Source organism: Bacillus sp. FJAT-28004, from assembly GCF_001280845.1.
In the GTDB taxonomy this organism is placed as follows: Bacteria; Bacillota; Bacilli; order Paenibacillales; family Paenibacillaceae; genus Pristimantibacillus.
The window spans coordinates 4,961,741-4,984,834 of sequence record NZ_LGHP01000001.1; the positions used below are offsets into that span (position 1 = coordinate 4,961,741).

Genomic DNA, 23,094 nt, shown 5'->3' on the forward strand with positions numbered 1-23,094 from the left:
CTTTCTATTATGGGAATAAGCTCTGATGTTGGCATAAATCTTAGGGGGGGGAAATGTGATGAGTAAAATTATTCAATATTATAATCAGTTTGATGAATGGGGGCGCCTCGATAGAGCGCCCCTTGAGTTTATCGTTAACTGGCATTTTATACGAAATTCCTTACCTGCTAGCGGGCATATTTTGGATAATGGCGCCGGGCCTGGCAAATATTCGATGGAGCTAGCAAGAAGCGGCTATGACGTAACTTTAACTGATTTGACGCCTAGGCTGGTGCAAATTGCCAAGGAGAAGGCTGAGGAGCTTGAACTGTCAGAACGTTTTAAAGGTTTCCACAATACGGATGCTAGAAGCTTGAATTCGTTCTCAGACGAGGCATTTGATGCTTCTCTTATGATGGGACCGCTTTATCATTTGCAGCAGGAAGCGGATCGTGAGCAGGCAGTCAAGGAGCTTTATCGTGTAACGCGCAGTGGCGGTTATGTGTTTGTCGCCTTTATGACGCGCATTAGACATTTGCTTACTGCTCTGGCTTATCCCCAAAGCTGGAAACCTCTCGATTCTATGGAAGAGATTCAGCACTTTATGGATTCCGGCGTATTTAATCATTCAGATGAAGGTAGATTCACAGGAGCTTATTACTTTGAAATCGATGATATAAAACCTTTTATGGAAGCGCAAGGATTTGAAACGGTCAATTTGATTGGTTCCTCCAGCGCCTTAGGAGCACTTACAACGGAGCAATTCGATTATTGGAGAGATCAGGGTGATCAAGAGTTCTCAAAGTTTATGCAGCTGATTTATGATTCTGCAGAAAATGTTCATTTATTAGGTTCAGCTTCGCATTTGCTCTATATCGGTGTTAGAAAATAATATAATAAATTTACAAAATTAGTGTTGTGCACAAAGTTATCCACAACTAGGCCTTATTTTGTGTATAACTGGGTGAAATGCCCGAAAACACTGGATTTACGAAAGATCATTATTGTGAACGGAAAGGGGATATTTTTCGTGCTTTAGTAATGTGGATAATGTGTATAACGTGGATAAAATAATGTAAGGTAAGAATTTGTACCTATAAAACGACGAATTCCGCTAAATTGCTATTATAATTCGTAGGTACTATCGACAGAATTAACTAACAATTTATACAGAACTGTTGATAACTCTGTTGATAACTGTGGATGGTTGATTTCATCCTCTTTTGGAACGATTAGTAAGCTTCCTTTTGTTTTGCGCTAACATTGCGGTCACGCAAAAAATTTGCGTGAATTACTAGACATGTTTTCGGTGAAAAAGTTAACGGCATGCGTTATCGTGAAACATATGGCGCATACCAAAACATAAATCTCACCTTAATGCGTTTAGCAATCGCAATGCTTAAGTGTGAATGGAGGTTAACCCAGGAATGGATAAGCAGATGATCATTCAGGTAAGCTCGGTCAGCAAGTACTATGGTGCGAATAAGGCAGTAGATCAGGTTTCCTTCAAAGTAAATGAAGGTGAAATATTCGGTATTATCGGTACGCTCGGCGCGGGAAAAACGACGCTGCTAGAAATGCTGATGGGGATTCGTATGCCGGACCGAGGCAGTATACGCATCTATGGACATGATGTAGTGCTGGACGCAGAAAAATTGAAGGAAGATATCGGAATTCATCTGCAAAGTACGACCATAGTAGATAAAATGAATGTTCGAGAAGCAATGGAGCTTTTTCAAGGTTTTTATAAACGGAAAAATAATTTGGATCACATCATAGAACAATTCGGGCTTAGTCCATATTCGGATAAATTAGTCAAACGTTTATCAGGCGGTTGGAGACAACGTACGGCACTAGCAATAGCTTTGGTGAACGATCCGAAAATTATATTTTTGGATGAACCAACAACGGGGCTGGATCCGCAAGCCAAAAGAGATTATTGGTCACTGCTGCAGCTTCTTAAGGAGCAAGGAAAAACGATTATCGTTGCTTCTCATGACATGGAGGAAATTCAGCGCAATTGTAACCGCGTATGTGTCATGCGCAGGGGTGAATTCATTACATGCGATAATCCGTCGAAGCTTATTGCGCAGCTGCCTGGAGGCGGCATGACAATGGAAGCTGTTTATATGCATCATGCAGTTGAGATGAATGGGAGTGTCAGCATATAAGTAAAAACAAAAAATAGGCAGAGTCTGTTACGTGCATATGTAATCCTCAAGGAGGGCTTTTTAGTAAATGGATCATCGAGATCGCATCGAAAGTCCGTCAGTCGAGCGCAGAAAACTATTAGAATCTAGAATGGAGATGATTACAAACTTAATCAATCAAATGAATGAGGGGGAAAGTCAGAAGCAGGAAGAACAATCGAAAAAAAAACATAAGCGCAGAAGCGACTGCAACGGCATAAGGAGACTACATTGGATAGGACGATTTGTAACTGTATTTCAGCGTATGTTTATATAATGATTTCGTAGTATAATATAATGATCTTGATTTGGCGGAGGATCGATTGTGAACGATTGTATTCCACTCATTGGTCAACACATGCGTTTGCTGGTTCAGCGGTTATTTACAGCTGAGCCTCTTGCGCGTTATGCAGAGCAGTTTATTGCGGACAAGCTTGAGGAGTCTATTCGATTTGGTCAACTGACGGTTATTCATTACCGTATGTTTGGCGGTCAGGGGGAAGATCCTGTCAAAGCTGCTGCGGCAGTCGAGCTATTTATTTTGGCGTCGGATATATTAGATGATTTGCAGGACCAAGATGCTCCGAGCAAATCTTGGATGAAAGTTCCTATGCCTATAGCCATTCATGTTGCATCTTCTCTACTAACCTTGTCGCAGCAAGCAATGCTAAGCAGCACTTCGAATAACGAGATTCGAATGGCACTCATGGAAATGATGAATGCGCAGCTTCTGAAGGCAGCAAGTGGTCAAATGCTCGATATTATGAATGAAATGAATGACGAGCAATCTTATTTGGATGTCGTAAAACAAAAGTCTGCTACATTGCTTCAACTAGCCTGCATGACAGGCGTTATATTAGCTGGTCGCCCTTGGAATGATATCGTTGCACAGTATGCGCTTGAAATAGGTGTTTCAGCCCAAATTCAAAATGATCTACGTGATTTGCTCCGTTGGGATGAAAAAAGTGACTTCCTTCAACGAAAAAGCACCTTGCTTACCCTTTATTTAGTAGAAGGAGAAGCGGAAGAGGATCGTTGGATTAAAGAGTATTTTGAAGGTCGGTTAACTTCCGATGAAGTCGCCATGAATCGGGAGCTTTTTCTTGAAACCTGTGAAAGAACAGGAACTATATTATATGGGTCTGTTATGAGTCGAATGCACTATAATCAATTTGAGGAATTAGTAGACTCTCTACAGGAAATAAGTCCTTGGAAAGCTGAATTTTTGCATATAATAAACCCTGAAAATGCATAATATAACAAATCACGCAAAACTGACTTCGGTAAATACGAATCACTTTTGCGTTTCCTGTCGTTTCTTTTCCTGTTATAGTAGAGAAGAAGATATGAATACAAAATAATAGTAGAGAAGCGGAGGAGTTAAAATGTTAAAAGAAGCAATTCGTCAGTTGGTAAGCAATACTGAAAAAATGTCTATGGCTATGGGTGGTCAACTGCAAGTAGCAGGTGTTTCAGTAGCGGAACAACGCGCTCTTCTTGGCGAACTAAAGAACAAAAACGAAAAAAATAGCGGCTACGCATACATGTGGAATTAGCATACTGATTTTGTTGGGAAGGAAGAGGAATGCATGAGACCTAACTTATTTAACCGAATTGTTGCAATCCTCTTCCTACTTGTTTTGCTAGCTTCTGTTTTATACTTAACTTCTGTGATCGTAAGAATTCCTTCAATCGGTGCTGTGTTGGTGGAGGAACCCGGTCATCGTTATTTTGTTAAGTCTATAGAACCAGCGGGACAAGCGGATGTAAAAGGAATTGAAATCGGCGATCAGATTTTAGAAGTAAACGGAAATTCAGTACAGGATTTTGAGTATGTTAAGAAATATAATTCAATTGAATCCGCAGATTACGTTCTTGTTTTACATAAGGATAAAGTTACACAGAAGATTGAGTTTCCCAAGGGGTGGACAGGCGACCATTCGTTATGGGAGCTGCTGATTCAGTTGTATATCCCTGGTGTTTCACTCATTATTTTTTGTGCTTTTTCAGGATTTTTGTATGCAAAACGAAGGAATGATAAGGCAGTAATCATCCTTATTTTGTTTTTTATTTCGATTGGCTTAAGCTACTATAGTTCAGCAGCATCAAGTCGAAGCGATTCTGTAGGGCTTACTATTATTTATTTGGTTCTACCTAATATACCATTGCTGTTTATGAGTTTTATGAATATCTATTTAAAGCGATTTGATGTTCATTTTATTAGTAAATCAATATTGAACACGTTATATGGGATTGTAGGTTTTGTAGGGATCGTAAGCTTAATTTATATTTGGACAGATTTAGCATCAAACAATATTTATACCTATATTCAAATAGCCTATAGCAGTTCTGTGCTGATAGGTAATTTCGTATGCGTTTATATGCTTGTTCGCAAGTTTATAAAGCATCGGCGTACAAAGCTGCATTCGCTGTTCACAATTACATTGATCTCGCATCTAGTTGCATTTACTCCGTTTGCATTAATGAATTTGCTGCCTCAAATTATTGGCAAGGAACAAGTTTTTCCAGCCGCTTTTACTGCGCTTTTCCTATTCTTATTGCCGATCGTTTATTTCTATCTGTCTACCTCAAATCAATTATTTGATATTGACTTTATTCTAACTAGATTTAAATATTATACGGCGTTAGCCTTTATTCCAGCTGTAATTGTAGCGGCACTTGTAGCATTTGTATTATTAGGCGAGAACAATCCGTCATGGTCCGCGTGGTTTGGCGTATTTTTTGTCATTTACATCGGAATGACGTTGTTTTTATATGGGAAGGAACAGATTGATCAAAGGTTCAGACCTAAGCTCTTTAAAGCGATGTACAGTTTTCAGGATAGTCTGGATCGTTTCTCGCGAAAAATTGCTAGAGTGATGAAGCAAAGCGATTTGGAAGCTGTGCTTAAACAAGAGATTAGTAATCTGCTGCCAGTGAGTCGGATTACGTTTTTACTTGTCGAGCAAACAGAAAATACCGTTTATCCGATGGGAGATCATCCAGAAGAACTCATCACCGCTGAATTTTTGCTGGGAACTGTAAATTCCTTACAAGTTGGCGAGCTGATCGAGCTTCCTTATGGCTTAGGACTAGTAATCGGCAGACAACGGTCTAGGTATCATATTCTGTGGATCGGCATGAAAACGAATCATACTCGGTTTAACTCGGACGAGCTTCGTTGGCTTAAGACGATGTCCAACTATTCCAGTATCGTATTTGAGAACTTATATTTAATCGAAGGTTTGATTGAGGATTTGGAGTCCGAGGTTCGCAAAGAACACTCAACTTCACCGTGGGTGCTGCGCCTTCTATTCTGCTTGTCTGAGAATGAGAGAAGGAAGCTTGCTGCAGATTTGCATGACTCCGCGCTTCAGGACCAGCTGCTTTGGTACCGAAAGCTTGAAGCAATTATGATGGATTATCCGATTTCCGATAGTCTAGGACGTGAGCTGGAGGATATTAAAGAAGGATTACTCGATGTAATCCATCAAATACGCGAAACTTGCAACGAATTGCGTCCACCACTTTTGAAAGAGATGGGCGTAGTTGAGGCTGTTGAGTCGATTATTGAGCATACTCAAATGCGTGTTAACTTTGCTGTGGATTTTCGTGCAAAATCATTTAACCGTCCGCTTAACGAGGAACAAATTACGGCAATTTATCGGATCGTACAGGAATTGCTGCGTAATGCGGACAAACATTCACAAGCTAAGTTAGTCATTCTTGAGCTTGAGCTGCGCAAAGGAACGATATATTTCCGATATCAAGATGATGGTGTCGGTATGGATGTTAATCAAATGATTGTTTCTTTTGAACATATGGGCTTGTCTGGCATTAAAGAGCGGGTGACAGGTCTTGAAGGTGACATATCATTTTATTCGGAAAGCGGTAACGGCTTAGAGGTTGTCATCTTGTTGCCAGAGATCATGACAGCCGGTAGATCGGAGAGGGGTATATCGCGTGATTCGTATCTTATTAGTTGATGATCATCCTTCTGTCGGAGAAGGGACCAAAACAATGATTGAGCAAGATAGCGAGATGTCGGTATCGGTTGTGTTGTCCGCCATTGAAGCGCTCGATATTGTGCAAGTCCAGCATTTTGATCTCATATTATGTGACTTAAATATGCCTGGCATTAGTGGATTGGAACTAACGAAACGTCTTATTCAACAGGATCCGGAGCGAAAGGTTATTATCTACTCCGGGTATGAGATTGGCTCACATTTTAACTTACTGATTGAATCAGGCGTATCTGGTTTTATATCAAAGACAGTATCAAGGGAACAGCTGCATAATGCGATTCGATGCGCTATGAGAGGTGACACAGTCATCCCAATCACCCTGTTAAAGCAGCTCAGACGGCATGAAGTAACGATCGGACGGACAGAAGTAGCTGTTGAGGACGTATCCATTAACGAAAAAGAACAGACGATATTACATGAAGTAGCTACTGGAATAAGTAACAAGGAATTGGCAGCTATGCTTCATGTTAGCCAGAGGAATGTAGAATATCAGCTGTCGCGTATTTTCGATAAGCTTAACGTGCGGTCACGCTCGGAAGCAATTAAAGAAGCACAGCGTTTAGGCTTAATAAGCTTAGAACAATATTAAGTTGAATAAACCTAATATTATTTATGTCGTTAAGCATGATAGAAATGAATAAAAACCGGCAGCTTAAGGATTAACCTTTAGCTGCCGGTTTTATTTGATCTACGAATTTAATCATTATCATTCTAGTGTTTTTGGTTATCCATTTTTTCGAGCAAGCTAATCATATAGTTGTCCAATCGCTCAACCATTAAAGCATCCGTTAGACCTGTCACTCCAAATGCCGGCCAACCAGGTCTATTTTATCCTTCCAAGGCTTGGATGTGGGGACCACAACTTACATGTATTGTTCCCACTCCTCATATGCGGTGGATAAAGAGGCTTTGACAACTTCAATGGCAGCTTGAATTTCTTGAATACGAATGTAATCATTGAAAATCGCAGGATCAGTGAGCTGCAATTCCAATTCGGTAATTTGCTGCTCAAAAGAAGCGATTTCCAATTCTAATTGCTCAACTTTACGCTGCCTTGAACGTTCTTCTCGTTTTGCTTGCTTGTCCGCCTCATAGGAGTTTGCAGGTGAAATGTCGGATACGGCTGACGTTTTTGAGTTTGAAGCCTGTTTTAACAGTGCTTCGAGCCGAGCTTCTTCGATTTCACTTTTTTTCTCTATCATTTCGTCATAATTTCCTAGGAAATGATCAGTACCTGTCGGCTTTAGTTCGACAATTCGCTCAGCCATCTTGTTTAAGAAGTAACGGTCATGTGAAATGAAGAGCAAGGTTCCTTCATAATCAAGCAAAGCAGCTTCAAGAACTTCTTTGCTGAACAGATCAAGATGGTTGGTAGGCTCATCCAGAATAAGGACATTGGCCTCTGCAAGCATAAGCTTGGCTAATGATACACGAGCCTTTTCTCCGCCGCTGAGGGATGATATCCGCTTCAAAACATCTTCGCCACTGAATAGGAAGTTGCCGAGGACCGTACGAATACGTGCCTCCTCCATATGGGAGTAGCTGCCCCAGACTTCTTCAAGAACTGTGTTTTGGCCATTCAGCCTCGTTTGTTCTTGGTCATAGTAGCCGACATTGACATGAGTCCCGAATTTAATTTTACCTGTTGTTGGTTCGTTTTGACCGACAATAACCTTGAGCAGCGTTGATTTTCCAATCCCATTCGGACCAATCAATGCAACTGTTTCACCACGTGTGAGCTGGAATGATACATTTTGAAAAATTGGCGAATCCTTACCTGGGAAAACAACCGAAACATCGTTTACCGCAAGTACGTCTTTACCTGTCGAACGCTCGATTTCAAAAGTGAAATGAGCCTTTTTCAAATCTCCTTGAGGCTTGTCCAGCCGATCCATTTTGTCCAAAGCTTTACGTCTGCTTTGCGCTCGTTTGGTTGTTGATGCACGAACGATATTGCGTTGAACAAATTGTTCCATACGCGAAATTTCGTCCTGCTGCTTCTCGAATTGACGCATATTGATTTCGTATTCGGCAGCTTTCAGCTCCATATAGCGACTGTAATTGCCAGTATATCGCTTGGAGGTATGTCGTTCGATTTCAATAATCGTTTGGGCAAGAGCATCTAAGAAATAACGGTCATGGGATACGACTAGGATTGCTCCCGAGTATCCACGCAAATATGACTCTAGCCACGTTAAAGTCTCAATATCGAGATAGTTGGTAGGCTCATCAAGCATAAGTAGATCTGGTGCTTGTAGCAATATACGAGCTAATGCGAGCCGTGTTTTCTGGCCGCCACTTAATGTTGATATTAACGTATCAGCTGGAAATGTTCCGAAGCCCATACCATGAAGAACACTGTTAATGCGCGTGTTAACCTCGAAACCACCTTGCTCACGGTACCAATCTGAACGTTTGGCGTAACGGTCAAGCGTAGCTGAATAACGTTTCTCATCCTCATGCAGTGCGGGATCAGCAATTTTGACCTCGAGATCGCGAAGCTCTTGCTCGGCTTCAATCAGATGCGAAAAAACGGCAAGCATTTCTTCTCCAATTGTTCGATTGGATTGCAATCCGCTGTTCTGAGCGAGATAACCGATTTTAGTTTCTTTGGCTTTATGAATTGCGCCCGAATCCGCGGACATTTCGCCTGCAATGATTTTGAGCAGTGTTGACTTGCCGGCGCCGTTCACACCTACGAGACCGATACGCTCTCGTTCCAGCACCTGCATAGAAATATTGGATAATACGACATTTACGCCGTAGCTTTTCGTTACGTTAGAAACCTGCAGCAGCATTTTGAAACCTCCAACAAATAAATGGTAAAGAACGAATGCTCATACTACTTATTAGTGTACCATAAACGAGCTCTAGCATTGGCGAAAGTTGCATAACAATGTTAAACTACAATTAATGAAAGAATATGATGGGAACTAGAATAGGTGAATGCTTTTGGTTGAACCAAATCAACTGGGTGATAAGGCTTATATACGAAATCAGATGACTATAAAACGAAATAATTTGTCAGTTGAACAGCGGCGATTATGGTCAGAAGCAGCTTGTGCAAAAGCGATGACTTTTATTGATAGCCATTCTGCGAAAGCGTTTATGGTATACGTGTCTTTTCGGAGTGAGCTTGATTTGTCGAGTCTTATTGAATGGGGCTGGCAAACAGGGCGAGAAGTCATTGCGCCAAGATGCATCGCAGCAGATCGGTCGATGGAGCTGTATACTCTGCGAAGCTGGGATGATCTTAGGCCTGGTGCTTATGGGATCATGGAGCCGGATCCGGATGCAGCACAGCCCATCAAGGACAATTGCGAACTGGGTGTTGTGTTTGTGCCAGGTTTAGCTTTTGACCTTCAAGGAGGCCGCCTTGGTTATGGAGGCGGTTATTATGATCGATTTGCTGAATCGGCTCATATCGGTGCTTCTAAGCCCTATTGGCTTGGAATATCGTTCGAAGCGCAGCTTATGGCAGAAGTACCTCTAGAGGTGCATGATTTGAAAATGGATGGCATGATTACTGAAAGAAACATGTATTTGTTTTAGCGACGATTTAGTCGAATGATAGCAAAACGAGCTTTTAACGTCAGAAGACGGAGCTTTCGTATGCGCTAGAAGGAGCGATAAAGATGGAGTTGACACATTTTAACGAGCAGGGTCGGGCGCGGATGGTAGACATCTCTGATAAGGAAGTCACTTCACGCACGGCAGTCGCTCAAACCAGGATAACAATGAACCCGGACACATTGGAACAAATTAAAGCAGGCAAGATCGGGAAGGGCGATGTGCTCGCAGTAGCTCAGGTTGCTGCAGTCATGGCTGCCAAAAAAACGTCAGATTGGATTCCAATGTGCCATCCGCTACCGCTCACAGGCATCAATGTGGTATTTAGCGATAACGGAACGGATGAGCTTTACATAGAAGGTACTGTAAAGACGACTGGGAAAACCGGCGTGGAAATGGAAGCACTGACAGCCGTGTCGGCCGCAGCTCTAACGGTCTACGACATGTGCAAAGCGCTGCAAAAGGATATGGTTATCGGTCCTACGCAGTTGGTTTCAAAAACGGGCGGAAAAAGCGGCGATTATCGAATTTCGTCAAACCCATGAGCGAAATAGGGATGGGAGGAATGGTAAATGCGGTGGAAAGTAGCAATTTTAACAGCAAGCGATAAAGGCTCGCGAGGAGAACGTGAAGATACGAGTGCCCAGGTTATCCGTGAATTGGTGGAGGAAGAGCTAGGCGGAGAAATTATCGACTATCGGATTGTTCCAGATGAGCAGGATGAAATTATGGCAGCCATCATTGAGATGACGGAGTATTTCCATGCCGACCTCGTGCTTACAACGGGCGGAACGGGTCTTGCAGAGCGTGATGTTACGCCTGAGGCGACGCTCAAGGTTATTGACCGTGCTGTTCCGGGTATTGCGGAAGCGATGCGCATGGGGGCACTCCAGAAGACAAGAAGAGCAATGCTCTCAAGAGGCGTATGCGGAATAAGAGGCAGTTCTCTAATCGTTAACTTACCTGGAAGTCCAAAAGGCGTACATGAGAGCTTAATGGCAATTATGGATCAATTGCCGCATGCACTGGGCATTTTATCCGGAGAACTGGGGGAACATAGCGTATGAGTCAGCACCAGCATCATGCAGAGAACGGAACGGAGCAGCATGGGTCGACTACACTTAGAGAAGTTTCCGTATATGATGCGATCGGGCTGCGACTGGCTCATGATTTAACGCGAATTATTCCAGGTCAGTTCAAGGGCCGATTGTTCAAAAAAGGTCATGTCGTAGTAGAGGCGGACATTCCTAATCTTCTCGATATTGGCAAGGAGCATATCTATATTATGGAGCTTGGTGAAAACGAGCTTCATGAGGATGATGCGGCCATTCGAATGGCTAAAGCGTTATACGGTGATGAACTCATTCTTTCAGAGCCGCATGAGGGCAAAGTGAGTATTAAAGCGAACAAGCTGGGCCTCGCGGAGATTGATAAGGGATTAGTTGATGCCATTAATGAGCTAGGTGAGATTGCATTAGCTACAATTAAGGCAAAAACAGTCGTTAAGCCGGGGCAAGCGCTAGCTGCAACAAGAGCAATCCCGCTTGTTGTACCAAAAGCGAAGGTGGAGACGGTAGAGAGGCTTGCAGCCGAATACCGTGAAGCGAATGGCGGAGTTTCGCCGGTGCGCGTTCGCCCTTTCCATAAATTTCGCGTCGGATTGTTGACGACTGGCGGCGAAGTATTTAACGGAAGAATCGAGGATAAATTTGGTCCGGCAGTAAGAAGCAAGCTGGAGGAGCTTGGATCAGAAGTTGCAGAGCAGCGATTTGCACCAGATGATCGACAAACAATTGTCAAGGAAATACACTATTTGCTTGATCAACGGTATGATATGATACTAGTGACTGGCGGAATGTCGGTAGATCCCGACGACCGCACTCCAGGAGCTATCAAGGCAACGGGAGCGGATATTGTAAGTTATGGAACTCCGATGCTGCCTGGCTCAATGCTGCTTATCGGTTATTTAAATGGAGTGCCGATAATGGGGCTGCCAGGTTGCGTGATGCATGATCCATATACATCTTTCGACGTGCTTCTGCCACGTATTCTAGCGGGAGATACGATTGTTCGTGAAGATATTGTCAGCATGGGATATGGCGGTTTAAACAACTGCTAAGAATTAGTTGCTTAATAAGTAAGTTGATAAATAAAATAACGAGGAGGTTGGCAAATGTCAGGAATTGGTGCAACAGGCGTTATACTGCTCGTGCTGGTTGCTTTGCTTCTATTTGGACCAAACAAGCTTCCAGAACTCGGACGTGCATTCGGACGGACACTGCGTGAGTTTAAATCCGGTGCTAGAGAAATGATGGAAGATGATGATCGCAAGGACAAAGAATCGAGCCGCGTTGAAGTGAATCGCTCGGAAAATAGTGATAAAGACAATAAGCGGCTTCCGGATTAATCGGGCCCGCTTTTTTCTTGAAAAAAAGGTTGAAACTGCTGGGCGAAGGAGGTAGTGCAGGTGGGTTCGGAAGGAAACAGCAAATCGGAGCACAAATCACGTAAAGCGCTTCTTCGCGAAGAAGGGCTCATGCCGCTTCTGGAGCATCTTGGAGAGCTGCGCAAGCGTATCTTCTACGTGCTTATTATTTTAACATTAGGCTTGGTCGTGGGAATTATATTAGCACAGCCTACCTATAACTTTCTGATGAGCCAGAAGCCTGCTAATACAATTTCATTACATACGTTTTCCCTTTGGGATGGAATCGGCATGTACATGAAATTCGCGTTTGTCATCGCTTTAATTATTTCATTGCCTGTCATTGCTTATCAGCTATGGGCATTCGTAAAGCCGGCTTTACGCAAGAACGAGCAGCGTTCCACTCTTAAATATGTTCCATTTGCACTAATCATGTTTTTAATTGGATTGGCGTTTTCTTATTTTGTAGTCTTTCCACTCGCTTTTAATTTCACGAGAACTGTTTCACAGCATTTAAATCTCGAGGAAACATACGGTATCGCGCAGTACTTTACGTTTATGTTTAATTTACTCATTCCGATATCGCTGCTATTCGAGCTGCCGCTTGTCATCATGTTTTTGACAGCCATCCGTTTAGTGAATCCGAAGCGGCTGCGCAAAATGCGCCGACTTGCCTATTTCATCATGGTGCTTATCGGAGTTATGATTACGCCGCCAGATTTCATATCGGACATATTAGTGGCAATCCCATTACTGGTTCTATATGAGATTAGTGTGTTTTTATCGGGTTCGGTGTACAAGAAGCAGCTTGCTGCAGATGCAAAATGGGAAGCTGAATACGGTGAGTCAATGACTGAGGCTTAGAAAGAAGAAGGGGGAAGTCCTCTTCTTCTTTTTTTTTAATATAAGAATTTATAAGTTTGTTAGCTTATAAAGGGCTTATATTTCTCCGTCAAAGCTGCTTCAGCATCCAGAGGACGCCGAAGGCGTTTTTGCTTGGTTGACAAAAATATCATTTCCGCATAAGATTTAAACAGTTGTTTAAAACAATTGTTTAAATAGAGAAAACGGGAGTGGATCATATTGAAAAATGCATTGATTGCTTTTATGAAACGGCCAACGACTATCGTTGGTATTTTTACTGCAATTATGTTCCAAGTCATTTTTTCGGTCATTTGGATGACGGGTTATAACGGTGTTACGGATCGGGTCGAAAATTTGCATATTGCTATCGTTAATGAAGATGAACAGATGGGACAGAAGATTGCAGGCAATCTTGTTCAAAACTTACCTTTTGACATGAGTCAAATAAACAGCATTGATGAGGCTAAGCAACAGTTAAATGAGCGTGAGCTGCAGATGGTTGTATGGATCCCGGCGGATTTCTCTCAGAAGACTTCAGCAGCCGATGGTACAGCCTCCATTCAATATGTAATTAACGAATCGAATCCAGCGCTTATAAAGAGTATTATGAGCGGTGCAGCAGCGCAAATAACAGCAGAAGTAAATAAACAAGCGGTGAGTGGCGGGATTCAAACGGTGTTAGGCAATATGCAGCTGCCAGCTGAGCAGGCTGGAGCAGCAGCACAAGGATTGTCAGAGCGTGTTACATCTGAAATTCAGTCAACAAACGTCATTCAAGGAATGAACAATCAAATGGTTCCGATGATGCTGGTGCTTGCTTCTTATGTCGGCGCGATGATCATGGGGATGAACTTTGAGCAATCTTCACTTTCACTAGGTGCAACAGTAAGCAGATGGCATAAATTCGGAGCAAGAAGCATCATTAATGTAGCCGCTGGTGTAGTTGTTTCGTTAGTTGGTTCTTCCTTGCTCGCAGCATTTGGCGGTCAAATGGCCCAAGGATTCCTTCATATTTGGCTGTTCCAGCTAATGTTCGTATTAACATTTATATTCGTGGCGCAGATGTTTATATACTTGTTTGGTTTAAGCGGCATGCTGTTCAACATTATCTTATTGTCAGCACAGCTTGTTACCTCTGGCGCGATCGTGCCGCGTGAATTATTATCGGACTTTTACGTCAAGCTAGGCGAAATTCTTCCAGCTACGTATGCAGTTGAGGGCACGATGAACATTTTATTCGGCGGTCCGGCTGCTACCGCTGACTCCTTGTTTCTGAGCATTATTGCAGTCGTTGCCTTTGCGGTTAGCGCAGTAGCCGTAGCGTTGAAGCGCCAAGCAGCTCACCAATTGCAGCCTTCGGCAGTTATTGCCAGTCAAAAATGATAAATACAGATGTGGTCTTGCTGTTTGTCTTGAAGTGGTTCAAAATAAAAGATATTGTTTTTATGGAGGCCTGTCATGACAACAGGAGATGCGGATATTAAAATTAGAATATTGTCAGCTGCCAAAAAGCTGTTTGCGGAGAATGGCTTCGATAAAACGACCGTAAGGCAAATATGCGAGGAGGCTGGAGCAAACGTTGCGCTCGTCTCGTATCATTTTGGCGGGAAAGAAAATATGTTCTGCGCTTTATTTGATCACTATTTTCCGCATAATCAAATTGCCGAGATCGATCCAACGCTGCTAAATCCGGTAGAGGGTGTTAAATTCATCGCTCGTGAGGTAACGAATTTTCGCTACAGCGACTATCAACTCATCAACATTATTCAGCAAGAAGTTATCATGAACACGGATCGTATTAAGCAGATACGCAAGCACGTCATGCCCATGTGGGGTATGCTCCGTAACTGGCTCAAAGAGGGCAAGGAGCAAGGCCTATTTCAATTTAACTCATTAGATAACGCGTTGTTCTCTATTATCGGTGTACTGCTCTTTCATCGGAATACCGAATATTGGACTATCTTGCATGAAGAAGAATGTCCAACTCAGGAAGTTATAATCGAGGATTTAACCTCGTTCATCTTGGGTGGATTGCACTACAGAGAAGAATAGATGAAATGAAGCAATACCGTACGCGAGAAATCGCTTGCGGTATTTTTTTGTATATAGCCTTCTGCTATTTATCATCTACTGGTACAATTTAGGGGTAACGAATATGAAGGTTTGAGTTTCAATCATAATGCCCGTTTAGTATAAAGCCAGCAGCTGTGCAGGCAGAATAGGAGCGAGGTTATACAAATGAAACGTGAACGGATAAAGGAAGTTTTGGAACAACATAGGAAAAAAGGGCTGACGCTTCTTGGGTCAGGCAGCGATACGGCTAAGCAGAGTTCGCAACTGTGGGGAGACTCGATTAATAAACTGCTCCTCGAAGAAATTAAGGCGGAAGCCGATCGCTTCATGCTCACCTCTGATCCCGAGCTCACTTACTCTCTCTTTCGTATTTATGGAGATTCAGGAGAGCGCTTAGCCTATGAGCGAGTATATTTTGAAAGGCGAAAAAGACTGAATTCGTATGTCATCATGGCACTGCAGGAGCCGGAAAATGTACAGTATGAAGTCGCGGCTCTTAACATGATCTGGTCGATCTGCAACGAGTTTACATGGTGTCTGCCTGCTCACTTCAATGAAGGGTCAGATAGGTTGGACATCGATTTATTTTCAGCAGAGACAGGTTTTGCACTTAGTGAGATCAAATTATTATTAGGTGACCGATTGCCTGATTTGCTACGCAAGCGCATAGATAACGAGGTGGAATTGCGAATTTTCCATCCTTTTTTGGAGCAAGGCCCATTCGGGTGGGAGACAGCTGATCACAATTGGGCGGCCGTATGTGCGGGATCTGTTGGTGCAGCGGCACTGCATCTCATTGCGGATTCACAGCGGCTGTCAGAAGTACTGGAACGTGTGCTCCATTCACTCGATTGTTATTTGACTGGATTCGGTGAAGACGGCGCATGCGCGGAAGGTTATTTATACTGGCAATATGGTTTCGGCTATTATGTTTATTTTGCTCAAATGTTAAAAGCGGCGACTAATGGGGAAATCAACTTATTTGCGTCAAACAAGGTGAAGGAGATCGCACTCTTTCAGCAGAAATGTTTTACAGGAAGCAGCACGGTCGTTAATTTTTCTGATTCGCGTCCTGAAAGCGGTATTTTTATGGGCCTTAGCTGCTGCCTGCATCATGAGTATGACGAAGTTATTGTGCCTGATGCGAGCCTTAGAGCAGATTATTCTGCAGATCACTGCGGACGCTGGGCGCCGGCCATTCGTAATTTGATGTGGGTGAAGGAAGAATGGATGGAGACGACTGGAAATAAAACAGTCTGGCCTGCCAAGTCGTATTATTTATCGGATGTGCAGTGGCTCCTGTCCAGGCATGCAAGTGATAATGGCGGCAACTACAGCTTTGCGGCAAAGGGCGGTCATAATGAGGAGCCTCACAACCACAATGATGTTGGCCATTTCATCGTACATGCGGATGGACAAGCTTATTTAGCAGATTTGGGCAGCGGTAAATATACGGCGAAATATTTTGGCCCGGAACGTTATTCGATTTGGTGCAATGGCTCACAGGGACATTCAGTTCCTATTATAGACGGCTCTCATCAGCAAAATGGGGTTGCGTTTCGAGCAACGGTTATGGAAGCGTCAACAAACGCGAGTACGGATAAGCTTGCTTTGGAAATAAGCTCAGTGTATGGGCTTTCCAAGCTGGAGAGATTGGAGCGCCGATTCCTTTGGGAAAAAGAAGAGCTGCCGCGCTTAACGCTGACCGATACGATTTGGTTGGCACCAAATGGAGAAGAGGCTGCTGCTGAGCGGCTTGTTATTGAGCGGTTCATTACGATTCTTGCGCCTGAGCTTGTGGATGAAGGTCGAATTATATTATTAGGACAACGCCAATTAACGATTAACTACGATCATCAAGTATGGAGCCCAGTGGTGACCTCGCGAAGTGATATCGACCATTATGGCAGCGAACGATTCTGGTACACGCTCGATTTTCAATTGAATGCAGCAGCAGTTGGAGTGCCGTTGATTGCAAACTTTATTTTTCAATTTGACTCATAACTAACGAAATCGATGTGGGGGGAGCGAGTGTGGATATGGAACAGGTCAATTGGGTTAATGAAGCTTGGGAAAATGTGCATGAGAAGGTAACGAGAACGAGCAATCGTATTGGTGCAAGATTTCCACATGCCAGCGTCGATGGAACGTATGTACTTGAGGCTCCTCAATGGTGGACAGCTGGTTTTTGGCCGGGCTTATTATGGTTGTTGTACCGCGATTCAGAGTCAAAGGATGACCGATACAAAAGTATTGCCGAAGCGTGCGAGCAGCAATTGGATGAAGTACTGTTCGGTTATGACCGTTTGGATCACGATATCGGTTTCATGTGGTCGCTAACGAGTGTAGCCCGCTATAGGCTGCTTGGCGAAGAGCAATCTCGCAGACGAGCGCTGTTAGCTGCTAGCGTACTCAGCGGAAGATTTAATGTAAAAGGAAATTATATTAGAGCTTGGAATCCTTGGGGCGAGGGTGATCGCAATGAGGGATGGGCGATTATTGACTGTATGATGAACTTGCCTTTGCTCTACTGGGCGAGTGAGACAACAGGCGATCCAAGATTTAAGCATTTGGCGATGGAGCATGCGGATACGGTGCTGGAGCATTTTATCCGGACAGATGGCTCGGTTAATCATATTGTAGTCTTTGATCCGCATTCGGGTGAATTTGTAAGTGTTAACGGAGGTCAAGGTTTTGCACCAAATTCAGCGTGGTCGCGCGGAGCATCGTGGGCGATTTACGGAATGGCGCTTAGTTATCGGTATACGGGCGAGACTCGGTATTTAGAGGCAGCGAAGCGGGTTGCCCATTTCTTCCTTGCGAACTTGCCTGAGGATTCGGTGCCGCATTGGGACTTCCGTCTGCCATCAGGCGTTGAACGATATCGGGACACCTCAGCGGGCGCTTGTGCAGCCTGCGGCCTGCTCGAAATCGCAAGGTCAGTTCCTGCGGAAGAATCGGAGCTTTATCAAGCTGCTGGAGAGAGAATATTGCGCTCTCTGTACGAGAATTACGGCGCTTGGGATGATGAAGCAGAAGAAGGCTTGATTTTGCATGGGACAAGCCATTACCCAGAGCGGAGAAATATTGACGTGCCGCTTATTTATGGTGATTATTTCTTCGTAGAAGGTTTAGCAAGGTTAAGAGGGGATTCTTCGACTTTTTGGTAGGGGAGAGGTAACAGGCATGCATATGGATAGTGGGTCACAGTTAAACGAGATTCTTCCTGAACGAAAATATTGGCTAGAGCAGATGCTTGCTATTGGCGAACCTGTACTTAACGCGCTTGCGGAGCGTCGTCTTAAAGAGCGGATGCCGATAGAAATCGCAATAACTGTTGGCGAGACTGATAATGAGAAAGCCGCGGCTGCCGCTGAACTTAAAGCGGATCGAGCTAAATACACGCATTTAGAAGCGCTGGGGCGTCTCTTATCCGGCATGGCTCCATGGCTTGAGAATCAGCATATTCATGGGAACGAGGAGGAGCTGCGAGTTCGTTATGCCGCGCTCGCTCGAGAAGCAATGGATGCGGGCACCGATCCAGCATCGCCAGACTATATGAACTTCAGCGATGGATACCAGCCAATTGTCGACGCTGCTTTTTTGGCGCTTGCGATTTTGCGGGCTCCGGTAGAGCTTGGAGAAAAGCTGGAGCAGCGTGTGAAATCAAACGTAATTACGGCACTGAAGCAAACAAGGTCGAGGAAGCCAGTTTTCTCGAATTGGCTGCTGTTTGCAGCAACGATCGAGGCGGCACTGCTTAGGCTAGGTGAGAGTGACTGGGATCCGATGCGGATCGATTACGCCTTGAAGCAGCATGAGCAATGGTATTTGGGAGACGGCGCCTATAGTGATGGTCCTGAGTTCCACTGGGATTATTACAATAGCTTTGTTATCCAGCCTATGCTAGTCGATGTGCTTGCCGCAGCAGGTGATGAGCACGAGGAATGGGCAGCGATGCGAGCTGCTGTTGCGAGCCGGTCACGGCGTTATGCAGAAGTGCTTGAGCGGCTAATTGGAACGGATGGAACGTACCCGCCAATTGGACGATCACTTGCCTATCGATTCGGAGCTTTTCAAAGCTTAGCTCAACATGCTTTAAATAATGATTTGCCAAAGTCCGTCACAGCACCTCAGGTACGCTGTGCGCTAACTGCAGCGATCCGGAGAACGCTTGACATGCCTGGCAATTTCACATCGGATGGATGGCTTACGATCGGCCTCTGTGGAAATCAGCGAGATATTGGCGAGCGGTACATTTCAACGGGAAGCCTCTATTTATGCGCTGCAGTGTTCTTGCCTCTTGGCTTGCCGAGCGACCATTCATTCTGGTGCGGAGCGGACGAGGCTTGGACTTCTAAGAAGGCGTGGTCAGGACAGGCTTTTGGCATCGATACGGCTTTGAAGTAACCTATGTTCTATCGTATTCTCTTGATGCTGTTGGCACATAATAATAGCTTGAGCAATTCAATATGGACAGGCCAATCCTTACAAAAAGGATTTAGTTCCTCATACCTAGTGTAAATAAACGGAAAAATGAAACCAAGCACTTGAAATTAATAACGAAAATGAGTATGATAAAAATAGTTGTTAGCACTTGAAGGTTACGAGTGCTAACGAGAATATAAGCAGCGACAAATTTTGAAGGAGGCTATTTTCAATGATCAGACCTTTGGGTGAACGCGTATTGATCGAAGCAATCGCGAAGGAAGAAACAACCGCTAGCGGTATCGTATTGCCGGATTCGGCGAAAGAAAAGCCGCAAGAAGGCAAAGTGATTGCAGTTGGCAGCGGCACGCTGAAAGATGGCGTTCGTATTGCTCTTGAAGTTAAAGAAGGCGACCGCGTTCTTTTCTCCAAATACGCCGGCACTGAAATCAAATACGAAGGCAAAGAGTATTTGATTATGAAAGAAAGCGAAATTCACGCGATTTTTGAATAACAACCCGCTTAGGGTCACATAGAAGGCAAAACATAATGTAAGCAGTTCTACTTAAACTATTTTGGGAGGTTTCTGTTAATGGCTAAGGAAATTAAATTTAGCGAAGACGCTCGTCGCGCAATGCTGCGCGGTGTTGATGCACTTGCAAACGCGGTTAAAGTAACACTAGGTCCAAAAGGCCGCAACGTGGTACTTGAGAAAAAATTCGGAAGCCCGCTTATCACGAATGATGGTGTATCCATTGCAAAAGAAATCGAGCTTGAGGATGCTTTTGAAAACATGGGCGCTCAACTCGTTAAAGAAGTAGCAACAAAAACAAATGACGTTGCAGGTGACGGTACAACTACGGCTACTGTTCTAGCTCAAGCGATGATTCGCGAAGGCTTGAAAAACGTTACAGCTGGCGCTAACCCAATGGTTATCCGCAAAGGTATCGAGAAAGCTGTTAAAGCTGCTGTTGAAGAGCTTAAAGCTATCTCGAAACCAATCGAAGGCAAACAATCGATCGCACAAGTTGCTTCGATTTCATCTGCTGACGAAGAAGTGGGCCAACTTATTGCTGAAGCTATGGAAAAAGTCGGCAACGACGGCGTTATCACTGTAGAAGAGTCGAAAGGCTTTGTTACAGAGCTTGAAGTAGTTGAAGGTATGCAATTTGACCGTGGTTATGTATCTCCATACATGATTACTGACACTGATAAGATGGAAGCTGTCCTAGACAACCCTTACATCCTTATCACTGACAAAAAAATTACGAGCATTCAAGAGATCCTTCCGGTTCTTGAGAAAGTCGTTCAATCCGGCAAGCAATTGCTAATCATTGCTGAAGACGTAGAAGGCGAAGCTCAAGCTACTCTAGTAGTGAACAAACTTCGTGGAACATTTACTTGTGTAGCTGTTAAAGCTCCAGGTTTCGGTGACCGTCGTAAAGCTATGCTTCAAGATATCGCTGCTCTAACAGGCGGCCAAGTGATTACAGAAGAACTAGGCCTTGAGCTCAAATCGACTGGCGTTGAATCACTAGGTTCTGCTCGTCAGATCCGCATTACTAAAGAAACTACAATCATCGTTGACGGCAGCGGCAACTCCGCTGACATCGTTGCTCGCGTGAACCAAATCCGCGCTCAACTGGAAGAAACAACTTCCGACTTTGACCGTGAGAAGCTTCAAGAGCGTCTTGCAAAATTGTCTGGCGGCGTTGCAGTTATCAAAGTTGGCGCAGCTACAGAAACAGAATTGAAAGAGCGTAAACTACGCATCGAAGATGCCCTCAACTCCACTCGTGCAGCGGTTGAAGAAGGTATCGTATCTGGTGGTGGTACAGCTCTAATTAACGTATACAATGCAGTTGCAGCTGTTAAAGCTATCGGCGACGAGCAAACAGGCGTTAACATCGTTCTTCGTTCCCTTGAAGAGCCGCTTCGCACAATCGCTGCGAACGCTGGTCAAGAAGGTTCGGTTATCGTTGAGCGTCTGAAACACGAAAAAATCGGTATCGGCTACAACGCTGCTACTGGTGAATGGGTAAACATGTTCGAAGCGGGTATCGTAGATCCTGCTAAAGTAACACGTTCTGCTCTTCAAAACGCAGCTTCTGTTGCAGCTATGTTCTTGACTACTGAAGCAGTTGTTGCTGACAAACCAGAACCTAAGGGTGCTGGCGCTGGCATGCCTGATATGGGCGGCATGGGTGGAATGGGCGGCATGATGTAATAAGGGGGATAAACCCTTATGCATCAAGGGTTTCCTTGAGAGGAAACACCGTTTGACCACATGGTACAAAAATAAGAGACCTTTCAAGAGTTCATTGAACTTTTGGGAGGTCTCTCATTGTTTTTATAATCAAGTTATCGGAACTGGGGTTCTATTTAGAATAAAACGATAATTCATTAAAAAGACTTGCTTTAATAGCAAGTCTTTTTAATCATGCACAGGTGGGTATACCTCATTCTAATTCTTGGTCTAAAAAAGGTTTTACTAAACGACGGACTTCATCTGTTGACGTGGTATCCATTAATTGGTTTCTTAGTTCGCCTGCGCCTCTAAACCCACGAACATAGATTTTGAAAAAGCGAAGAAGTGGTTTAAATGGACGTGGTTCGTTTTCTTTTGAATATTTATCGTGAAGATCCAACTGTAAAAGTAGTAAATTGAGAAAATCCTTCGCGCTATGTTCTTTAGGTTCTTTTTCAAAAGCAAATGGATTGGTGAAAATGCCGCGGCCAATCATCACACCATCAACGCCGTATTGTTCTACTAATTTTAATCCTGTTGCGCGGTCAGGAATATCTCCATTAATAGTTAACAACGTATTTGGAGCAATTTCATCGCGTAATTTTTTTATTTCAGGGATTAGTTCCCAGTGTGCCTCTACTTTACTCATCTCTTTTTTTGTACGAAGGTGAATGGAAAGATTCGCAATATCTTGTTTCAATATATGCCCTAACCAATCGCGCCACTCGTCAATATCATGGTAACCTAATCTTGTTTTAACACTAACCGGCAAACCACCTGCTTTTGCTGCTTGAATAATTTGTGCTGCAACTTCAGGGTGTTGTATTAATCCAGAACCCTTTCCATTGGATGCGACGTTTTGGACTGGGCATCCCATGTTTAAATCGATACCACGAAAGCCTAGTTTTTTCATATCAATACTCATCTGTTCAAAAAATGCAGGCTTATTGCCCCAAATATGAGCGACGATCGGTTGCTCATCTTCTGTGAACGTTAACCGACCACGAGTACTGGCTCTTCCTGCAGGGTTACAATAACTATCTGTACTTGTGAATTCTGTGAAAAATACGTCGGGTTTTGCAGCTGTACTAACGACGTGACGAAATACAACATCTGTGACATCTTCCATTGGTGCTAATATAAAAAACGGCTTTGGTAAATCAAGCCAAAAATTTTGTTCGTTACTCATATTACTTCCTCCTGTTGCAACATATAAAAACGAGATAAGCTATAGCGAAGTCCTTTACCCAACATACATAGTATCATTTTTTTTCGTTTGATGCACAGAATCAA

At 43.7% G+C, this 23,094-nt stretch carries 22 protein-coding genes; 20 read left to right on the plus strand and 2 right to left on the minus strand.

Translation table 11 applies throughout. The features are described 5' to 3' along the window. Positions 1 to 58 precede the first annotated feature (58 nt). The 7 genes from AC787_RS21535 to AC787_RS21560 all read left to right on the plus strand — a co-directional run bounded on the left by AC787_RS21535 (position 59) and on the right by AC787_RS21560 (position 6,782). Positions 59 to 871, plus strand: a complete 813-nt coding sequence (locus AC787_RS21535; RefSeq protein WP_054026663.1) for a class I SAM-dependent methyltransferase — start codon at positions 59 to 61, stop codon at positions 869 to 871. 535 nt (positions 872 to 1,406) lie between these two features. Beyond that, complete coding sequence (locus AC787_RS21540; RefSeq protein ID WP_054026664.1) at positions 1,407 to 2,150, plus strand: ABC transporter ATP-binding protein; 744 nt, start codon at positions 1,407 to 1,409, stop codon at positions 2,148 to 2,150. Positions 2,151 to 2,217: 67 nt separating this feature from the next. Next, positions 2,218 to 2,445 carry a hypothetical protein gene (locus tag AC787_RS21545; RefSeq protein WP_054026665.1) on the plus strand — a complete coding sequence of 76 codons (228 nt, stop codon included), beginning with the start codon at positions 2,218 to 2,220 and terminating at the stop codon, positions 2,443 to 2,445. Positions 2,446 to 2,493: 48 nt separating this feature from the next. After that, positions 2,494 to 3,423, plus strand: a complete 930-nt coding sequence (locus tag AC787_RS21550; protein ID WP_054026666.1) for a polyprenyl synthetase family protein — start codon at positions 2,494 to 2,496, stop codon at positions 3,421 to 3,423. Positions 3,424 to 3,553: 130 nt separating this feature from the next. Further along, positions 3,554 to 3,724 carry a competence pheromone ComX gene (locus AC787_RS34145; protein ID WP_161807554.1) on the plus strand — a complete coding sequence of 57 codons (171 nt, stop codon included), beginning with the start codon at positions 3,554 to 3,556 and terminating at the stop codon, positions 3,722 to 3,724. Between the two features lie 33 nt (positions 3,725 to 3,757). Continuing rightward, positions 3,758 to 6,154 (plus strand): ATP-binding protein, encoded by a 2,397-nt coding sequence (locus tag AC787_RS21555; RefSeq protein WP_054026667.1) that lies wholly within the window; start codon positions 3,758 to 3,760, stop codon positions 6,152 to 6,154. Further along, positions 6,132 to 6,782 (plus strand): response regulator transcription factor, encoded by a 651-nt coding sequence (locus AC787_RS21560; protein ID WP_054026668.1) that lies wholly within the window; start codon positions 6,132 to 6,134, stop codon positions 6,780 to 6,782. Before AC787_RS21555 ends, AC787_RS21560 begins: the two co-directional genes overlap by 23 nt. Before the next feature lie 274 nt (positions 6,783 to 7,056). Here the strand turns inward: AC787_RS21560 and AC787_RS21565 are convergent, their stop codons facing one another. Next, entirely contained in the window at positions 7,057 to 8,991 is a 1,935-nt protein-coding gene (locus AC787_RS21565; RefSeq protein ID WP_054026669.1) for an ABC-F family ATP-binding cassette domain-containing protein, read from the minus strand. 154 nt (positions 8,992 to 9,145) lie between these two features. On the opposite strand from AC787_RS21565, the gene AC787_RS21570 reads away from it, so the two are divergent. From AC787_RS21570 to groL, 13 genes are all read left to right on the plus strand, one after another. Beyond that, a complete protein-coding gene (locus AC787_RS21570) occupies positions 9,146 to 9,745 on the plus strand; it encodes a 5-formyltetrahydrofolate cyclo-ligase (RefSeq protein ID WP_054026670.1) in 600 nt (199 codons plus the stop codon). A gap of 83 nt (positions 9,746 to 9,828) precedes the next feature. Continuing rightward, on the plus strand, positions 9,829 to 10,308 hold the full coding sequence (gene moaC, locus AC787_RS21575; protein WP_054026671.1) for a cyclic pyranopterin monophosphate synthase MoaC: 480 nt from the start codon (positions 9,829 to 9,831) through the stop codon (positions 10,306 to 10,308). 27 nt (positions 10,309 to 10,335) lie between these two features. Further along, positions 10,336 to 10,830: a molybdenum cofactor biosynthesis protein B gene (locus tag AC787_RS21580; protein WP_054026672.1), complete on the plus strand. Its 495-nt coding sequence runs from the start codon at positions 10,336 to 10,338 to the stop codon at positions 10,828 to 10,830. After that, positions 10,827 to 11,882 carry a molybdopterin-binding protein gene (locus AC787_RS21585; RefSeq protein ID WP_054026673.1) on the plus strand — a complete coding sequence of 352 codons (1,056 nt, stop codon included), beginning with the start codon at positions 10,827 to 10,829 and terminating at the stop codon, positions 11,880 to 11,882. Before AC787_RS21580 ends, AC787_RS21585 begins: the two co-directional genes overlap by 4 nt. A gap of 54 nt (positions 11,883 to 11,936) precedes the next feature. Beyond that, positions 11,937 to 12,170 carry a twin-arginine translocase TatA/TatE family subunit gene (locus AC787_RS21590; protein ID WP_054026674.1) on the plus strand — a complete coding sequence of 78 codons (234 nt, stop codon included), beginning with the start codon at positions 11,937 to 11,939 and terminating at the stop codon, positions 12,168 to 12,170. Between the two features lie 60 nt (positions 12,171 to 12,230). Next, positions 12,231 to 13,052 carry a twin-arginine translocase subunit TatC gene (gene tatC, locus AC787_RS21595; RefSeq protein WP_414730957.1) on the plus strand — a complete coding sequence of 274 codons (822 nt, stop codon included), beginning with the start codon at positions 12,231 to 12,233 and terminating at the stop codon, positions 13,050 to 13,052. 219 nt (positions 13,053 to 13,271) lie between these two features. Beyond that, on the plus strand, positions 13,272 to 14,435 hold the full coding sequence (locus tag AC787_RS21600; protein ID WP_054026675.1) for a YhgE/Pip domain-containing protein: 1,164 nt from the start codon (positions 13,272 to 13,274) through the stop codon (positions 14,433 to 14,435). A 75-nt stretch (positions 14,436 to 14,510) separates the two neighbouring features. Then, the gene (locus AC787_RS21605) at positions 14,511 to 15,104 is read left to right on the plus strand and encodes a TetR/AcrR family transcriptional regulator (protein WP_054026676.1); all 594 of its coding nucleotides are present in this window, start codon (positions 14,511 to 14,513) and stop codon (positions 15,102 to 15,104) included. 186 nt (positions 15,105 to 15,290) lie between these two features. Beyond that, positions 15,291 to 17,129, plus strand: coding sequence for a heparinase II/III family protein (locus tag AC787_RS21610; protein WP_054026677.1), 1,839 nt, complete (start codon positions 15,291 to 15,293; stop codon positions 17,127 to 17,129). 35 nt (positions 17,130 to 17,164) lie between these two features. Further along, positions 17,165 to 18,295, plus strand: a complete 1,131-nt coding sequence (locus AC787_RS21615) for a glycoside hydrolase family 88 protein (RefSeq protein WP_054027192.1) — start codon at positions 17,165 to 17,167, stop codon at positions 18,293 to 18,295. Positions 18,296 to 18,311: 16 nt separating this feature from the next. Next, complete coding sequence (locus AC787_RS21620; RefSeq protein WP_054026678.1) at positions 18,312 to 19,535, plus strand: DUF2264 domain-containing protein; 1,224 nt, start codon at positions 18,312 to 18,314, stop codon at positions 19,533 to 19,535. A gap of 250 nt (positions 19,536 to 19,785) precedes the next feature. Next, a complete protein-coding gene (gene groES / locus AC787_RS21625; protein WP_054026679.1) occupies positions 19,786 to 20,067 on the plus strand; it encodes a co-chaperone GroES in 282 nt (93 codons plus the stop codon). A 78-nt stretch (positions 20,068 to 20,145) separates the two neighbouring features. Continuing rightward, positions 20,146 to 21,780: a chaperonin GroEL gene (gene groL, locus AC787_RS21630; protein WP_054026680.1), complete on the plus strand. Its 1,635-nt coding sequence runs from the start codon at positions 20,146 to 20,148 to the stop codon at positions 21,778 to 21,780. A 232-nt stretch (positions 21,781 to 22,012) separates the two neighbouring features. Here groL and AC787_RS21635 read toward each other — a convergent pair whose 3' ends face one another. Continuing rightward, positions 22,013 to 22,990 (minus strand): tRNA dihydrouridine synthase, encoded by a 978-nt coding sequence (locus AC787_RS21635; protein WP_054026681.1) that lies wholly within the window; start codon positions 22,988 to 22,990, stop codon positions 22,013 to 22,015. Positions 22,991 to 23,094 lie beyond the last annotated feature (104 nt).

What these genes read in the sequence shown, in the direction of transcription:
- AC787_RS21540 (WP_054026664.1), top strand. Translation starts at nt 1,407, where the DNA reads ATGGATAAGCAGATGATCATTCAGGTAAGCTCGGTCAGCAAGTACTAT.
- AC787_RS21580 (WP_054026672.1), top strand. Translation starts at nt 10,336, where the DNA reads ATGCGGTGGAAAGTAGCAATTTTAACAGCAAGCGATAAAGGCTCGCGA.
- AC787_RS21585 (WP_054026673.1), top strand. Translation starts at nt 10,827, where the DNA reads ATGAGTCAGCACCAGCATCATGCAGAGAACGGAACGGAGCAGCATGGG.
- AC787_RS21535 (WP_054026663.1), top strand. Translation starts at nt 59, where the DNA reads ATGAGTAAAATTATTCAATATTATAATCAGTTTGATGAATGGGGGCGC.
- AC787_RS34145 (WP_161807554.1), top strand. Translation starts at nt 3,554, where the DNA reads ATGTTAAAAGAAGCAATTCGTCAGTTGGTAAGCAATACTGAAAAAATG.
- AC787_RS21605 (WP_054026676.1), top strand. Translation starts at nt 14,511, where the DNA reads ATGACAACAGGAGATGCGGATATTAAAATTAGAATATTGTCAGCTGCC.
- AC787_RS21590 (WP_054026674.1), top strand. Translation starts at nt 11,937, where the DNA reads ATGTCAGGAATTGGTGCAACAGGCGTTATACTGCTCGTGCTGGTTGCT.
- AC787_RS21565 (WP_054026669.1), bottom strand. Translation starts at nt 8,991, where the DNA reads ATGCTGCTGCAGGTTTCTAACGTAACGAAAAGCTACGGCGTAAATGTC.
- AC787_RS21635 (WP_054026681.1), bottom strand. Translation starts at nt 22,990, where the DNA reads ATGAGTAACGAACAAAATTTTTGGCTTGATTTACCAAAGCCGTTTTTT.
- AC787_RS21620 (WP_054026678.1), top strand. Translation starts at nt 18,312, where the DNA reads ATGCATATGGATAGTGGGTCACAGTTAAACGAGATTCTTCCTGAACGA.
- moaC (WP_054026671.1), top strand. Translation starts at nt 9,829, where the DNA reads ATGGAGTTGACACATTTTAACGAGCAGGGTCGGGCGCGGATGGTAGAC.
- groL (WP_054026680.1), top strand. Translation starts at nt 20,146, where the DNA reads ATGGCTAAGGAAATTAAATTTAGCGAAGACGCTCGTCGCGCAATGCTG.
- AC787_RS21555 (WP_054026667.1), top strand. Translation starts at nt 3,758, where the DNA reads ATGAGACCTAACTTATTTAACCGAATTGTTGCAATCCTCTTCCTACTT.
- AC787_RS21545 (WP_054026665.1), top strand. Translation starts at nt 2,218, where the DNA reads ATGGATCATCGAGATCGCATCGAAAGTCCGTCAGTCGAGCGCAGAAAA.
- groES (WP_054026679.1), top strand. Translation starts at nt 19,786, where the DNA reads ATGATCAGACCTTTGGGTGAACGCGTATTGATCGAAGCAATCGCGAAG.
- AC787_RS21615 (WP_054027192.1), top strand. Translation starts at nt 17,165, where the DNA reads ATGGAACAGGTCAATTGGGTTAATGAAGCTTGGGAAAATGTGCATGAG.
- AC787_RS21610 (WP_054026677.1), top strand. Translation starts at nt 15,291, where the DNA reads ATGAAACGTGAACGGATAAAGGAAGTTTTGGAACAACATAGGAAAAAA.